The sequence below is a fragment of the Vibrio methylphosphonaticus genome (genome assembly GCF_023634655.1).
GTDB classification, from domain to species: Bacteria; Pseudomonadota; Gammaproteobacteria; order Enterobacterales; family Vibrionaceae; genus Vibrio; species Vibrio methylphosphonaticus.
The window spans coordinates 293,971-310,496 of the sequence record NZ_JAMKMS010000001.1 but is presented as its reverse complement, the minus strand read 5'-3'; the positions used below and the strand labels follow the sequence as shown (position 1 = coordinate 310,496).

Annotated in this window: 9 protein-coding genes; all 9 read right to left on the bottom strand. The window is 47.0% G+C overall.

Going from position 1 to position 16,526, the window contains the following annotated elements:
- Positions 1-128: 128 nt before the first annotated feature.
- A complete protein-coding gene (locus M9196_RS01350; protein ID WP_250615734.1) occupies positions 129-746 on the bottom strand; it encodes a TRIC cation channel family protein in 618 nt (205 codons plus the stop codon).
- A gap of 98 nt (positions 747-844) precedes the next feature.
- Positions 845-1,645 (bottom strand): vitamin B12 ABC transporter substrate-binding protein BtuF, encoded by an 801-nt coding sequence (btuF, locus tag M9196_RS01345; RefSeq protein WP_406707608.1) that lies wholly within the window; start codon positions 1,643-1,645, stop codon positions 845-847.
- Between the two features lie 24 nt (positions 1,646-1,669).
- The gene (locus M9196_RS01340) at positions 1,670-2,623 is read right to left on the bottom strand and encodes a cobalamin biosynthesis family protein (protein ID WP_250615732.1); all 954 of its coding nucleotides are present in this window, start codon (positions 2,621-2,623) and stop codon (positions 1,670-1,672) included.
- Between the two features lie 84 nt (positions 2,624-2,707).
- Positions 2,708-3,403: a 5'-methylthioadenosine/S-adenosylhomocysteine nucleosidase gene (gene mtnN, locus M9196_RS01335; protein WP_250615731.1), complete on the bottom strand. Its 696-nt coding sequence runs from the start codon at positions 3,401-3,403 to the stop codon at positions 2,708-2,710.
- A 127-nt stretch (positions 3,404-3,530) separates the two neighbouring features.
- Positions 3,531-3,965: a DUF1499 domain-containing protein gene (locus M9196_RS01330; protein WP_250615730.1), complete on the bottom strand. Its 435-nt coding sequence runs from the start codon at positions 3,963-3,965 to the stop codon at positions 3,531-3,533.
- 160 nt (positions 3,966-4,125) lie between these two features.
- Positions 4,126-5,538 carry an FAD-dependent oxidoreductase gene (locus M9196_RS01325; RefSeq protein ID WP_250615729.1) on the bottom strand — a complete coding sequence of 471 codons (1,413 nt, stop codon included), beginning with the start codon at positions 5,536-5,538 and terminating at the stop codon, positions 4,126-4,128.
- Positions 5,539-5,556: 18 nt separating this feature from the next.
- Positions 5,557-10,020: a glutamate synthase large subunit gene (gene gltB / locus M9196_RS01320; RefSeq protein ID WP_250615728.1), complete on the bottom strand. Its 4,464-nt coding sequence runs from the start codon at positions 10,018-10,020 to the stop codon at positions 5,557-5,559.
- A 367-nt stretch (positions 10,021-10,387) separates the two neighbouring features.
- On the bottom strand, positions 10,388-11,857 hold the full coding sequence (locus tag M9196_RS01315; protein ID WP_250615727.1) for a glutamate synthase subunit beta: 1,470 nt from the start codon (positions 11,855-11,857) through the stop codon (positions 10,388-10,390).
- On the bottom strand, positions 11,857-16,404 hold the full coding sequence (gene gltB / locus M9196_RS01310; protein WP_250615726.1) for a glutamate synthase large subunit: 4,548 nt from the start codon (positions 16,402-16,404) through the stop codon (positions 11,857-11,859). The genes M9196_RS01315 and gltB (M9196_RS01310) overlap by 1 nt, the downstream gene beginning before the upstream one ends.
- Positions 16,405-16,526 lie beyond the last annotated feature (122 nt).

The following is a 16,526-nucleotide window of genomic DNA, read 5'->3' as shown; positions in this document are numbered from 1 at the left end:
TGAATCCATCTTTCCGCTTTATTTGAATAAAAAACGGTCAGGTATTCAACATACTAGAGCAATAAGGAAAATTGAAGTATGAATGTCAGAGAATGGCGTAACTCTGACATTCATGTGGTGAAATTTCGTTATTTATCGAGTGCAAACGTAGGCAAAGAGAGTTGCCAGCGAATCGCGCCAAGCCGAATGATGAGCGTGGTTATGACACAACTCAGAAAGGCGCTTTCTGGGGTCGCACCGAGCATTAGGGTCGTGGTGTAAAATGCGCCGCCAATAATACAAGCGGTCGCATAGACTTCGCGGCGTAAAATCATTGGAATCTCTCTTGCGAGTACATCTCGAATAATACCGCCGCCACAACCGGTTATTACGCCCATGATAATGGCAACCAAGGCCGAGTCTTGATAGCTAAGTGCTTTTTCTACACCGATGCCAACAAAGACAGCTAGCCCAATAGCATCAGAAACTGGTAGCACCCACCATGGCAATCGTCGAGGATGTCTGACTAGCATCATGGTGAGCAAACAGGTCACGATGATAACCCATAAATAAGTGGTATCGGTGATCCAGAATACTGGCGTCGCGCCTAGCGCCATATCTCTTATGGTGCCACCACCAATCGCGGTGACACTGCCTAATACCATAACGCCAAAAGGATCCATCCTTAGTCTTCCTGCGAGAATCACTCCTGAAATCGCAAATACCATTGTGCCGAATAAATCGACTAAATAGAGCATGGAGTCCACGTTATATACTCATTGAAAAATGTCTTATTAAAAGTGCGGCAATTTTACGGTAATTATAGACACTTCGCACCTGATCTTGTCATAGTGCGAGTGAATTCTCATCGAGACTCTCTAACCGTATCGAAATATTGGCAAACTTGTTCGATTGCTAGCAAAGTACGTGGTGTTGGCCTATTTAGCCAATCAGACGTTAGTGTCCACAGATGCTTCTTTTCGACCGCAGGCAGTTCGGCAGACCATTTCTGCCACATGCCGCCATTTTTAATGGCATGCTCTGAAGTGAAAATAACTTCCGGTTGGCGAACAATAATTTGTTCAGGGCTAACCTGAGGGTATGGCGCTTTACTGTTAGCAAAGATATTTTCCCCGCCACAGAAGCGAAAAACTTCACTCGGCCAACTGCCTTGCGCCAGAGTGATAATCGGTTTTTCACTTAGTTGATAAAAATAACGAACGGGTTTATTCGTCTGTGAGGATGATTTGAGTGAGTCCAATCGCTGTCGAAAATCGGCAGCGGCTCGTTGACCGATAGTAGGGTCGTTGGCATAAACACTGAGCGCTTCGATGTTATCGGCGATATTCTCAAGTGTTTTAGTTTTTGAATACACAAGGTTAAAGCCCAGCTGGCGGAGCTTGTCTAATTCTCGAGCAGGGTTTCCAGCTGGCCAAACGAGGATCAGGTCGGGTTGTAATGCGACGATGCGCTCTAGCTTAATACCTTGATAGTTGGCCACACGCTCCAGATTTTTTGCCGCTTCCGGGTAGTCACTGTATTCGCTGACGGCAATGAGTTGCTCGCCTAATCCAGCCGCATAAGCTAATTCAGTGGCGTGCGGAGCAAGGCTGATGACTCGTTGCGCAGCGGCCAATGCTGGTGAAGAAAGACATGCCATAACCATGACCGTCAAAATACGTTTCATTGACTAAAACCCTTTATTAATTATAAATATGATGGCGCTTTGTAGCATCAACCAAGCATAGATTCGCCATGCGATATCTTTTTGTAATAAAGCAATGTGATACGCCGAAGGCACGACTTTTCCACCAATACGAGCGCGTTGGTATTTCGTCGCGTCGTACATTGCTGGCCCACCAAATGAAAGTCCAAACTTATTCGCGTATCCACACAACAACCAATTGGTGATTGAGTTATGCCAAGTCCGGCTTTGCTCTATAGCTGATGTCATACTTTGTCGCGATGCCCCTATCATAATAAGCAATGCAAATAGCTTCTGTGGAATGGCATCAAGTACAGCAAAGAGAAGAGCAGCAGGCTTACCAAAGCTTTGAAATTGAGGTTGAGCAGGGCTCCAACTGCGAGCGAGTTCCATCGCCAAGCGGTAGATGAGCGCGCCAATTCCACCAAGTAGGCCATACCAAAATAGCACACCAATAACGCGGCGAGAGTAGCCTAGTATGAGGGTTTCTGCTGACGCTTTCCCTAATCCGATCAAAGATAAAGGCGCGGTTTCTCTATTCACACTCGTTTTTAGTGTGGTGCGTACATAGTCTTTATCTTCATTCGATAAACCGCGTATGAGTTGCTGCGTTAAGGTTTCATTACCTCGCCAATCTAATGCTAAAAGTAGTAAAGCTAATTGATAGAATTGCTCCTGCCAAGCCAGTGACTGCATGGCGAGTAATACGACGACGGTAGGGATGATAAAAAGTGTCCATGCCAGCAACCCTGAAAGCGTTTGTTGGCGAGCGGTATTGGTTGGCTGATTGACTTTATCTGCGACAGCTATCGCTAAGCGCTGCCAGAAATGGACCGGGTGAGCACTTTGGGGAATAGGGAGCAACAGATGAAAAATAAGTGCGCCCCACATGACGAGAAGCGCACCATTGGCATAGAAACTCTCTAGAAAAGAGCTCATTAACGAATCCTTGTTATTCGGCCCTTGTTGTTAGAAGCGGGTTATCCAGTTCTTTTGACAAGCGCTGCCTAGGTATAGCTGAGCTTATTTTAGTAAGCTGACCATTTTCACAACCATCTCAGATGAGCTTTGCGCGGCTAATGGTAGGAATTCTTCAAAACTCATTGGAGACTCTTTGTCTGCAACATCAGAGATTGCACGGACAACCACGAATGGAGTATTGAATTGATGGCAAGTTTGAGCAATCGCAGACGCTTCCATCTCAACGGCAATAACGCCAGGGAAGTTTGCGCGGATTGTTGCTTGGCGCTCAGGGCGGCATACAAATTCATCACCAGTACAAATAAGACCGCGTACTGCGTGCTTATCTTTCATTTGAGCAAGGGCTTGTTCAGCGATGTCCATTAGCTTTTTATCAGCCGTAAATGCTGCTGGTTGACCTGCCATTTGGCCAATCTCATAACCAAATGCCGTGACGTCAGCATCGTGGTGGCGAACTTCAGTAGAGATAACAACATCACCTAGGTTAAGTGATGATTCAAAACCGCCTGCAGAGCCTGTGTTGATAACGACGTCGGGTTGATAGTCACTAAGAAGAATCGTGGTGCCTACCGCCGCCGCGACTTTACCAATGCCAGATTGAAGTAACACAACGTCTGCGCCATTGAGTTGACCAGTAAAAAAAGTACAGCCGCCTTTTTTCACTTCAACTAAATTTTCTAGAGCGGATTTAAGGATAGAAACTTCTTGTTCCATTGCGCCAATTACGCCGATTTTCATAGAGACTCTCTCAAGTTGGAAAACGTATTCGGCGTGCAGTATAGCAATAGTCTTGGTTCACCCCAACTATCTTTGCTCCCCCCAATTATCTTCGCTCAGCCTAGTTATTTTCTCTTGCCCCATACAATTAGGGCTTTACGATGAGGCCGGTTTCGATGAGTTTTGCTCTAAATTCTTCGACTCGTTTTCTATTCACTTTGAAATCGTAGTAGCCGATACGAGCTTCTGAGCGCACCAGTAGTTTTCCATCTTCGATTTTTAACTCCATATCGTCGACATAGCGGAAGACTTTTGATTTGTATTCTATGCGTAAATAGTTACCTTCTTTTGCGGCAACGCTTGAGCGAGGAAAACTTAACGCGACGGTTTCTATCTGGTTAATATTCGCGTCGTCAGTGAGTTCAAATGGCGCGAGATTGAAGTCTTCGCGGTCATCTTGAGTGGAGACACAGCGAGGGCTGTCGCCACAAGGTTGATGGGAGCGGTCGGTCATAGTCGTAGTCCCTGCACCGCATGCGGTGAGTAATATAAGAGATAGGGGGATGATGGTGATTTTGTTCATTGAGCTTCCTTGTCATGCATGGTCTTGAACGAGAGCGTGTTAGGTTTATCCACATTGCCGATACCCAATTGATATCGTTTGGTTTATTGTGCCAAGCTGCGACGCTAACCGTCACCCTTATTTTCAAAGGTGACGGTAGTCATACGTGTTAATAAAGCGCTTAGACTTCTAAGAAGTCTAGTATACCCTCCGCGCCCTTACGCCCTTCATCTATTGCCGTGACAACTAAATCGGATCCTCTTACGGCGTCTCCGCCAGCAAAGATCTTTTTATTTGTTGTTTGATACATAAATTCTTGCGTTGATGGGGCTTTAATTCGCCCCCATTGGTCAAGTTCAACACCAAAAGGTTCTAACCATGTCATTTTATGTGGTTGAAAACCAAACGCCATAATAACGGCATCGGCGGCTAATACATGCTCACTGCCTTCAACGGGCTCGGGTCGACGTCTTCCTGCTTCATCGGGTTCACCAAGTGCCGTTTTGACGACTTTGACGCCGCAGGTATTACCGTTGTTATCAAGCTCAATGCCAAGAGGTTGTAAGTTAAACATAAAGTTAACACCTTCTTCTTTGGCATTTTTTACTTCACGTCGAGAGCCTGGCATATTCACTTCATCACGGCGGTAAGCACACACCACGTTATTGGCTCCTTGACGAATAGAAGTGCGTACGCAGTCCATCGCCGTGTCACCACCACCTAATACCACTACATTTTTACCGCTCATGTCCAAAAATGGCTGGGCATCAGGGAGATTCATGACTTTGTAAGTGTTGGATATCAAAAAGGGCAGTGCATCGTAGACGCCAGGGGCATTCTCATTAGCTAACCCTGCGCGCATGTTTTTATAGGTGCCAACACCTAAAAAGACGGCGTCATACTCGTCGAGTAAATCCGACATTTTGACGTCTTTACCCACTTCAGTATTGAGTTGGAATTCGACCCCCATATCGTTAAAAATTTGGCGACGGTTGGTCATCACGTCTTTTTCTAACTTGAAGGATGGGATCCCAAAGGTGAGCAGCCCACCAATTTCAGGGTATCGGTCAAAAACAACGGGCTTGACCCCATTGCGAACCAAGACATCCGCGGCAGCAAGGCCAGCTGGCCCTGCGCCAATGATCGCGACTTTTTTATCCGTCCACTCAACATGAGAGGTATCTGGTTTCCAACCCATTTCAAACGCTTTGTCGGTAATGTATTTTTCCACATTACCAATGGTGACTGCACCGAAATCATCATTTAGGGTACAGGCACCTTCACAAAGTCTATCTTGTGGGCACACTCTTCCGCACACTTCAGGTAGGCTGTTGGTTTGGTGTGACAGCTCTACCGCTTCAATAATCCGTCCCTCATTGGCAAGCTTTAACCACTGAGGGATATAGTTGTGGACTGGGCACTTCCATTCACAATAGGGGTTACCACAGTCTAGGCACCGATCAGCTTGGGCAGTCGCTTGCTGTTTGGTAAAAGGCTCATAGATTTCGACAAATTCAATTTTACGAATTTTTATCGGTTTCTTTGCCGGGTCTACACGATTAACGTCGATGAATTGATAGACGTTCTGGCTCATAATTTTCGCTCCTTGCAATTATTGGGCTTGAACGCGCAGCTCGGCAGCGCTTCGGCTTTGGTGACCCAAAAGCGTACGTAAATCCGCAGCTTTTGGCTTAACTAGGTAGAATTTCGGAATCCATTCATCAAAATTCGCTAGGATATTCTCGGCGTGTACCGATCCGGTTTCTTCAAGGTGCTCTGCAATTAACCCTCTTAAATGTTCTTGGTGAATGTAAAGGTCAGATAGAGCAAGGGCTTCAACGGATTCCTCGTTGACGCGACCATTGAAGTCTTCATTGGCGTCAAGGACATAAGCAAATCCGCCAGTCATACCGGCACCAAAGTTCACCCCTGTTGCACCCAAGATAGCGACAATTCCTCCCGTCATGTATTCACAGGCATTATCGCCAGCCCCTTCAATTACCGTGATGGTGCCAGAATTACGCACGCCAAAACGCTCACCGGCGGTGCCTGCCGCAAACAGCTTGCCACCCGTGGCACCATACAAACAGGTATTTCCTATGATGGTTGCTTCGTTACAGACAAAGGTTGTGCCGACATGAGGTTTAATAACAATCTTTCCGCCTGCCATGCCTTTACCTACATAGTCATTGGCATCACCGGTTAGCGTGATATCAACGCCGCCAGCATTCCAAACGCCGAGAGATTGACCGGCCGTTCCGTCAAGGTGTAACTGAATGGGAGAGCTTGCCATGCCTTGGTTACCATAACGCTTGGCAATTTCACCGGACAAACGTGCGCCGAGGGAGCGATCAGTATTTCGAACGTTGTAATACAAGCTGGTGGACCGTTTACCTTCCACGGCGGTGCGTGCATCTTCCACTATCTGGCTATTGAGTTCGGCCTTATCAAACGGATTGTTGGGTTGGGTCCAGTACAACGGGAAATTCTGTGGTGATACCGGGGCTTCTAATATTGGCGATAGGTCCAGTTTACTTTGTTTTGCCGTTAATCCTTCCACCGCTTGCAAGAGATCCGTACGTCCAATAAGGTCCGTTAGTTTTTCTACACCCAGTTGGGCAAGGAGCGAGCGCACCTCGTCGGCTAAGCCAGTGAAGTAGTTAACCACCATATCTGGCAGCCCTTTAAAGTACTCTTTTCGTAAGGTTTCATCTTGAGTTGCCACCCCTGTGGCGCAGTTGTTTAGGTGGCAGATCCTTAAAAATTTACAACCCATAGCGACCATTGGCGCCGTTCCAAACCCAAAGCTTTCAGCACCCAAAATAGCCGCCTTGACCACATCAAGCCCTGTCTTTAGACCGCCGTCCACTTGTAGGCGGATTTTATGACGTAAGCTATTGGCAACTAAGGCTTGTTGAGTTTCCGCAAGCCCTAGCTCCCATGGGCATCCCGCGTATTTAACGGACGTTAGAGGGCTTGCTGCGGTGCCGCCATCATAGCCTGAAATAGTAATAAGATCGGCGTAAGCTTTGGCGACGCCTGTTGCGATGGTGCCCACACCGGGCTCAGAAACGAGCTTCACCGAAACTAAGGCGTTCGGGTTAACTTGCTTGAGATCGAAAATAAGTTGGGCAAGATCCTCAATGGAGTAGATATCATGATGAGGAGGAGGCGAAATTAATGTCACCCCTTGAACGGAGTAGCGAAGCTTCGCGATCTCAGCCGTCACTTTGTGGCCAGGGAGTTGGCCGCCCTCTCCGGGTTTTGCGCCTTGCGCAACTTTGATTTGTAGTACGTCGGCATTACTTAGATAGTGCGGCGTGACGCCAAATCGGCCAGAAGCGATTTGTTTGATTCGTGAATTTCGGTTGGTGCCAAATCGTCTTGGATCCTCACCGCCTTCACCAGAATTTGAGTAGCCACCGAGCTGATTCATTGCCATTGCGAGTGCTTCATGTGCTTCAGGGCTTAGCGCACCAATAGACATGGCAGCAGAATCAAAGCGTTTGAATAATTCGCTAGCAGGCTCAACTTGCGATAAGGAAAGCGGAGACGCAGGCTTTTTCAAGGTCATGAGATCGCGCAACATGGCAATGGGGCGACTATTCACTTGCGTCGCAAACGTCTGATAATCTTGGGTATCACCGGTTTTTACTGCTTGTTGTAGGGTGCCAACCACATCAGGGTTGTACGCATGATATTCGCCACCGTGCACATATTTTAATAAACCGCCATGCTCGGTTGGTTTACGTTTTGTCCAAGCTTTACGTGATAGATTGAAAATATCTTGCTGGAAGTCCTCAAAGCTGGCGCCTTGAATTCGAGCCGTCACTCCTTTGAAGCAGAGGTCAACAACGTCGTCATGGAGGCCAACTGCTTCGAAAAGCTGTGAGCATCGATAGGAAGCGATGGTCGAAATGCCCATTTTCGACATGATCTTATACAGACCTTTATTAATGCCGTTTTGATAATTTTGCATAGCAACACGGTAGCTTTTGTCGAGTACGCCATCTTCGACCATTTTGCTGAGTGTTTCATAGGCGAGATAAGGGTATACCGCCGTTGCCCCAAAACCTAATAGGACGGCAAATTGATGGGGATCCCTTGCGGTCGCGGTTTCCACTAAGATATTGGTGTCACAACGTACGTTGGCATTAATCAGTTGCGTTTGTACCGCGCCAACTGCCATTGCCGCAGGAATAGGTAAGTGACCTTTCGTTAGCGCTCGATCGGAAAGCACCAGCAATACCGTCCCAGCTTTCACCACTTCTTCGGCCTGGGCACATAAGTCGATAATGGCTTGCCTTAGATCTTTTTGTTGCGGGTCAAAGTTAATGTCTAGAACGGTGTGGCGATAATGCTCTTCACTTAGGTTGAGTAGTTGCTGCATGTCTGAGTAAAGCAGTACGGGGGAGTTAAAGGCTACGCGGTAAGCGTGCCCGTCTGTTTCACAAAAGACGTTCATCTCTTGCCCTACGCTGGTCGCGAGTGACATGACATGTTTTTCACGCAGTGGATCGATAGGCGGGTTGGTCACTTGAGCAAATTTTTGCCTAAAATAGTCAGTGATGAGGCGCTCTTTAGAAGATAGGACAGCCATAGGGGTATCGTCACCCATGGATCCCACCGCTTCTTGTCCCATATCGCCTAATACTCGTAGTACTTGATCGGTTTCCTCATTGCTCATGGCAAATTGTTTCTGATAAGTACTGAGCTGTGTAGCATCGAAACTGCGTTTACCCACCTCATCGTCCGATAGCTCAGTGAAAGGCGTCAACTTATGGACATTGTTTTCCATCCACTCTCGATAAGGGTGGCGGCTTTTTAGATCGTCATCAATTTTATTTGAATGCCATAATTTGCCATCTTGAGTATCGACAACCAATAACTCTCCTGGACCAACGCGTCCTTTTTCTGCGACTTCATCTGGGGCGTAATCCCAAATTCCTACCTCAGATGCGAGGGTAATAAGGTTGTCTTTCGTGATGACATAGCGGGCAGGTCTTAATCCGTTTCGGTCAAGGTTACATGCGGCGTAGCGCCCATCAGAAAGTACAATACCTGCCGGGCCGTCCCACGGCTCCATGTGTTTTGAGTTGAAGTCGTAAAAAGCGCGCAGATCCGGGTCCATATCTGGGTGGTTTTGCCATGCTGGTGGCACGAGCATTCGCATCGCTCGGAATATATCCATTCCTCCCGACAAGAACAGATCAAGCATATTATCTAGGCTTGAAGAGTCTGAACCTGTTTCGTTAACAAAGGGAGCGGCGGTTTGTAAATCGGGTAACAAGGGGGAGGAAAACTTGTAAGCGCGTGCTTTTGCCCATTGACGGTTGCCTTCAATCGTATTGATTTCACCATTATGAGCCAGGTAACGAAAGGGTTGTGCCAGCGGCCAGCGAGGCTGGGTATTGGTAGAGAATCGCTGGTGGAATAAACAGATCGCTGACTCCATTCGAAGATCGGCCAGATCAAGGTAGAAGCGCGGAAGATCCGCAGGCATACAAAGACCTTTGTAGACAATAACCTGTGTAGATAGACTACAAATATAGAATTCAGGGTCGTCAGTGGTCGCTTTCTCGATGCGTCTTCTCGCAATGTAAAGGCGACGCTCAACGTCTTGCTCACGCCAGCCTGCTGGTGCTGAGACAAAACATTGCACGATGTTAGGTAGTGACTCTGCCGCGATTGGGCCTAAAACGTCTGGATTGACTGGAACCTTGCGCCACCCAGAAATAGTGAGGGTTTCTTGCGCGAGTTCTTTTGCGATGGTGTCTTTGGTGGCTTGCGCTTGTATAGGATCATTGGATAGAAACAGCATGCCGACGGCGTATTGCTTACTTAGATTCCATTGATTTTCTTGGGCAAGTAGACGGAAGTAGGTGTTGGGTTTTTGCAGTAGTAGACCACAACCATCTCCTGTTTTTCCATCCGCAGCGATACCACCACGGTGAGTCATGCGATCGAGCGCAGAAATTGCAGTTCGAACTAATTTGTGGCTGGGTTGACCTTGCATATGTGCGATAAGGCCAAATCCGCAGTTGTCCTTCTCAAGACTTGGATCATAAAGAGCCATTGCCTTTCTCCCTTTGAGCGTGCTGTCTTCCTGACAGTAAGTTGATGCTTTTTAATGACTTTTCTTTTTATAAGAATCAAAAATTTATGAGTTATGTTGTTAACAAATAGTGCGAATTTTGTTTGCACCAACTTCACAACGTATAGCTTATGGTTGTAAACGTCAAGTATTCAGCATGTCATCATGTAGAACTGAGAAAAACCATGCATTTACCTGAATCGTCAGGAAGTGTTGCAGCAAATATTGAAACATTGCTAGAAAAGTGACGAATAAAACAAGAGGAAAAGCGACAAAAAAGGCCAGCAAACGCTGGCCAAATTAGGAAGGAATATGCTGGCTGCTTATTGATGCAGCCATGCCTTTATTGCTATGCAGAAAGCATCAACGAATTGGCTTTCGCTTCAAGGTTGGTGTTACCCATTAGGAACTCATCGATAGAACGTGCACACTCACGCCCTTCGTTGATACAACGTACGACCAAAGATTGGCCAGTACGCATGTCACCAGCAGCAAATACGCCTTGTTGGTTAGTTTGGAAATCTTGCGTTGCTACATTGCCACGATCATCAAGTTTCACGTCCAATTGTGCTAGTACACCTGTTGGTTCAGGGTGTAGAAAGCCCATCGCAAGGAAAGCTAAATCACATGGAATAACACGCTCGCTACCCGCGACTTCGTCAAAGCCTGGGCGTTCGCCTGGTTTTGCGTCTTGCCATACGATATCGGCAATACGTAAGCCTGTGACTTCGCCTTTATCATTACCAATAAATTCTTTGGTTAAGATATTCCAATGACGCTCACAGCCTTCTTCATGAGAGGTTGTGGTTTTCATGATCATTGGGTATTGAGGCCAAGGCATATTAGCAGGACGTTTCTCTGGTGGAATCGGCATGATTTCCACTTGAGTGATACTGCTGGCTTTGTGGCGGTTAGAGGTACCCACACAGTCTGAACCTGTGTCACCACCACCAATAACCACAACGTGCTTGTCTTTTGCATGAATTTCTTTGGTTTTAAGATCAAGGTCGTTTGCACGACGATTGTTTTGACCTAAGAATTCCATTGCAAAATGGACACCTTGTAACTCGCGGCCTGGAATAGGTAAATCGCGAGGTACCGTTGAGCCACCGGTTAGCAGAACCACATCGAAATCTTGGCGTAGCTGCTGTGCATTGATGTCGACACCAATGTGCGCATTGACTTCAAATTTCACGCCAGCATCGGTCATTAGGTTGATCTTACGATCAATGATGTCCATGCCGAGTTTAAAGTCAGGGATGCCGAATCGAAGTAGACCGCCAACTTTTTCATCTCGCTCAAATACAGTGACAGAGTGACCCGCACTATTGAGCTGCTCTGCAGCTGCAAGCCCCGCGGGGCCTGAACCAATAATTGCGACTGTCTTGCCAGTGCGAATACGAGGCTTTTTCGGTTTAGCGTAGCCTTCGCGATATGCTGTCTCTACGATTGTTTTTTCGATATTACAAATCGTAATCGGGTCTTGGTTGATACCCAGTACACAGGCACTTTCACAAGGAGCAGGGCAAACACGACCGGTAAACTCAGGGAAGTTATTGGTTGAGCTTAGAATGTTCCATGCTTCTTCCCAACTGTCACGAAAAACCGCGTCATTGAACTCAGGGATAATGTTACCAATTGGGCAGCCGTTATGACAAAACGGCACACCACAATCCATACAACGAGATGCTTGAGTGTTGATTTTTGAACCAAACTCTTCATTGAGAACAAACTCTTTGTTGTTTTCAATACGAACCGACGGATCAAGCTTGTTTGGTAGCTCGCGGCCGTGTTCTAAAAATCCAGTAGGCTTACCCATTATACTGCCTCCACTTCTTCCGATTGTGCTTGTTGTGCTTCAGCTTTGCGTTTTTGAAGAACCGCTTTGTAGTCACGCGGCATCACCTTAACCAAAGAGGCTAGGTTGGTTTCAAAGTTAGCAAGGAAAGACTGAGCAACTTCACTTCCTGTGAATTCAACGTGCTTAGTTAGCATATCGAGTAGAAGATCTTTATCTTCTTGCTCGATTGGATCTAGGTCGACTAATTCTGGGTTAAGCTTGGTTTCAAAATCCCCTGCTTTATCCCAAACGTAAGCCACACCACCACTCATACCTGCCGCAAAGTTACGACCTGTTGAGCCAAGGATAATTGCGGCACCGCCAGTCATGTATTCACAACCGTGGTCTCCGACGCCTTCAACAACAACCTTCGCACCTGAGTTACGAACACAGAAACGTTCGCCAGCCATACCACGAATGAAAGATTCACCTGAAGTTGCACCGTAGAAACATACGTTACCAACCACGATGTTGTCTTCGGCAACAATAGAAGATTTCGCATCTGGATACAGCACTAGCGTACCGCCAGATAGACCTTTACCCCAGTAATCGTTCGCGTCGCCTTCTACTTCGAATTTAACGCCTTTCGCAAGGAACGCACCGAAAGATTGACCAGCACTACCGTAGAACTTGACGTTCATTGGTTGCGGTAAACCTTGGTCTTTGTAAACCTTCGAGATTTCGTTCGACAGCATGGTACCCGCAGAGCGGTCTGTGTTGATGATAGGGAAGGTTGCGTCAACGGCTTCGCCTTTCTCAAGCGCAGGAATAGCAGCTTGAATCAACTTACGGTCTAGAACATCTTCTAGGTTGTGGTTTTGTTGCGTCTGGTTGTAGATACCGTCCTCTGCACGAGCCTGCTCAATATGCAGTACTGGTGTTAGGTCTAGGTTCTTGTACTTCCAGTGGCCGATGTCATCACGAACTTTAAGTTTATGAGATTGACCAACCATTTCATCAATAGAACGGAAGCCAAGTTCAGCCATCACTTCACGTAGACCTTCCGCCATATATTGGAAGAACGTCACTACGTCTTCTACGCGGCCGTCGAAACGCTCACGTAGAGTCTTATTCTGTGTTGCGATACCAACAGGGCAGGTATTCTTGTGACACTTACGCATCATGATACAGCCTTCAACAACCAATGCTGCTGTTGCTACGCCCCATTCTTCAGCGCCTAGTAACGTTGCTACTGCAAGGTCACGTGGTGTTTTCATCTGACCATCAGACTGAACAACGATACGGTTACGTAGGCCGTTTTTCAGTAGTGTTTGGTGCGTTTCCGCTAGACCCAGCTCCCAAGGCAGACCGGTGTGACGGATAGAAGACATCGGAGATGCACCTGTACCACCATCAAAACCTGCGATAAGTACCACGTCAGCTTTCGCTTTCGCTACACCAGATGCAATCGTACCTACGCCTGCTTCTGATACTAGCTTCACGTTTACACGGCCGTTACGGTTCGCGTTTTTCAGATCGTAGATCAGCTGAGCCAAATCTTCGATTGAGTAGATATCGTGGTGTGGCGGTGGAGAGATAAGACCTACGCCCGGAGTCGAGTGACGCGTTGCGCCGATCCAATCATCAACCTTATCACCAGGTAGTTGACCACCTTCGCCTGGTTTCGCACCTTGAGCCATCTTGATTTGCAACTCATCAGCGTTAGATAGGTAGTAAGACGTGACACCAAAGCGACCAGAGGCCACCTGTTTGATAGCTGAACGTTCCCAGTCACCGTTTTCTTTACGTTCAAAACGTGCTGGATCTTCACCACCTTCACCTGAGTTTGATTTCGCGCCAATGCGGTTCATCGCAACAGCCAGTGTTGAGTGAGCCTCATGCGAGATTGAACCAAAGCTCATTGCGCCGGTTGCGAAACGCTTAAGGATGTTCTCGATTGGTTCTACTTCTGCTAGAGGAATAGAGCCTGCAGGGTTTTTGATGAAATCCAGTTGGCTACGTAGCGTTGCTGCGTTGTCGCCTTGGTCATCGACTGCTTTTGCGTACTTCTTGAACTGACCGTAATCTTTGTTACGCGTCGACTCTTGAAGTAGAGAAATGGTTTCAGGGTTAAATAGGTGTTTCTCACCACGTTGTTTCCACTGGTAAACACCACCAACATCAAGGATCTGAGCTGGGATTTCACGAGTAGGGTAACCAACACGGTGACGAACCAGTACTTCTCGTGCGATATCGTCGATCGTTAGACCTTGGATACGAGAAACAGTACCAGTGAAGTATTTTTCAACGACTGACTTGCTTACGCCCAGTGCTTCAAAGATTTGTGCACCGTGGTAAGACTGCAGCGTAGAGATCCCCATCTTAGAGAAGATCTTCAGTAGACCGCCGTTGACACCTTTACGGTAGTTATCGAATAACTCACGTGGGTGTACGTTTGGATCTAGCTTCTTAGTACGTTGCAGTTCAACAATCGTTTCAATAACTAGGTATGGGTTAACTGCGTTTGCACCGTAACCAATCAGCGTTGCAAAGTGGTGTGTTTCACGAGCGTCGCCCGTTTCAACAACAATGTCACACTTAGCACGTAAGCCTTTACGGATCAGGTGGTGATGTACAGCACCGACCGCAAGCATTGCTGGAATAGCAGCATGGTTAGAGTTTACCGCACGGTCTGTCAGTAGAATAATGGAGTAACCATCGTTCACTGCATCTTCGGCATATTGGCAAATACGTTTCAGTGCACGCTCTAACTTACCTTGGTCGCCATTTGCTTGGAATACGATGTCTAGCGTCTTCGCTTGAAGGTGCTCATTATCAATAGCACGTAGCTTTTCTAGTTCAGAGTTAGACAGTACTGGAGACTCAAGCTCTACTTTTTGACAGTGCTCAGGTGTTTCAGCAAGGAGGTTCTGATCTTTACCTAGGTAAGTGTTCAAAGACATAACCATGCGCTCACGAATCGGATCGATTGGCGGGTTGGTTACTTGTGCAAACAACTGTTTGAAGTAGTTTGAAAGGTGCTGCGATTGGTGAGAAAGAATCGCTAGCGGCCAGTCAGCCCCCATTGCAGAAAGTGGCTCGTAGCCCGTTTTCGCAAGAGGTAGAATGATTTCGTTTACTTCTTCAGAGCTCACACCAAACGATTGTTGCTTGTGCAGAAGCTTCTCTGGAGAAGGTTGGCTAAATTCGTTGCTCGCATCTGGTAGCTTTTTCAAGCTCAGAAGGTTCTCTTCAACCCATTTCTCGTAAGGTTGTGCTTTAGCGATGCCATCTTTCACTTCTTCATCAGAAATGATGCGGCCTTGCTCAAGATCAGCAACGAAGATACGACCTGGTTGTAGACGACCACGGTATTCAACGTTCTCTGGTGCAATTTCAACTACCCCAGATTCAGACGCCATTACTAGGAAGTCATCTTTAGTCACGGTATAGCGAGATGGACGTAGACCGTTACGGTCGAGTGTCGCACCGACTTGTACGCCATCAGTGAAACACACTGAAGCCGGACCATCCCATGGTTCCATTACGTTCGCGTGGTACTGGTAGAACGCACGACGAGTTGGATCCATGTTTTTGTTTTCTTGCCATGCTTCCGGGATCATCATCATCAACGCATGGGGCAGAGTGCGACCTGAAAGAACAAGTAGCTCAAGCGCCATATCGAAGTTTGATGAATCCGAGCTACCTTCTTGACAGATAGGCAGAAGCATATCGATTTCAGCTTGTGTAAACAGATCCGATTCTAGGATTGCTTCACGTGCTTTCATCCAGTTTAGGTTGCCTCGTACCGTATTGATTTCGCCATTATGCGCGATGTAACGGAAAGGCTGAGCTAAACGCCAGCGAGGGAAAGTATTGGTAGAGAAGCGAGAGTGTACAAGTGCTAGAGCTGTCACCATCGTTGGGTTTTGCAGGTCTAGGAAGTACTGAGGAACTTGTTCAGTTGTTAGCTGACCTTTGTACACCAATGTCTTGTAAGACATAGAGTTGATGTAGAAGTCATCACCGATATTTGAAACGCTTTCTAGGCATACACGAACCGTGTAGTTACGTAGAACATACAGTTTACGCTCAAGCTCTTCTGGTGTGATACCAGGGCCGCCAGAAATAAATACGTGTTCAAATTGAGGTTCAGTGCTTAGTGGGTCAGCACCAATCATTGAATTGTCAGTTGGAAGTTCACGGTAACCGATAACTTCTAACTCAAGGCGTTGTGCATTGCGTTCTAGAATGTCACGACACTGTGCACGTTTGTGTTCATCTTTAGGGAAAAGTACAACACCAACACCATATTTTTCAAAAGATGGCAGCTTGATACCAAGTTTAACCGCTTCTTCTAAAAGAAATTCATGGGGCTTTTGCAGTAAAATGCCAGCGCCGTCGCCACTGCATGGATCACAGCCTTGACCGCCACGGTGTTCCATGCGCGCAAGCATATCTAGGGCTTGCGTTACTACATCATGCGATTTACGGTTTTTAAGGTGAGCAACAAAACCGATACCACAAGCGTCATGCTCCAGTTCTGGAGTATACAGACCTTGTGTATTCTGCTCTCTATCTACCATAGATACTTCCTTCCAGTTAAATCCAGGCACAACAAAAGTGTGTGGTTGTGCCTTGTCCTTTGTAATTTTGATTCTTGACTGCCAGAGGGGGCAGTGTCGATTCCATTCTGCATCTCGCAGGA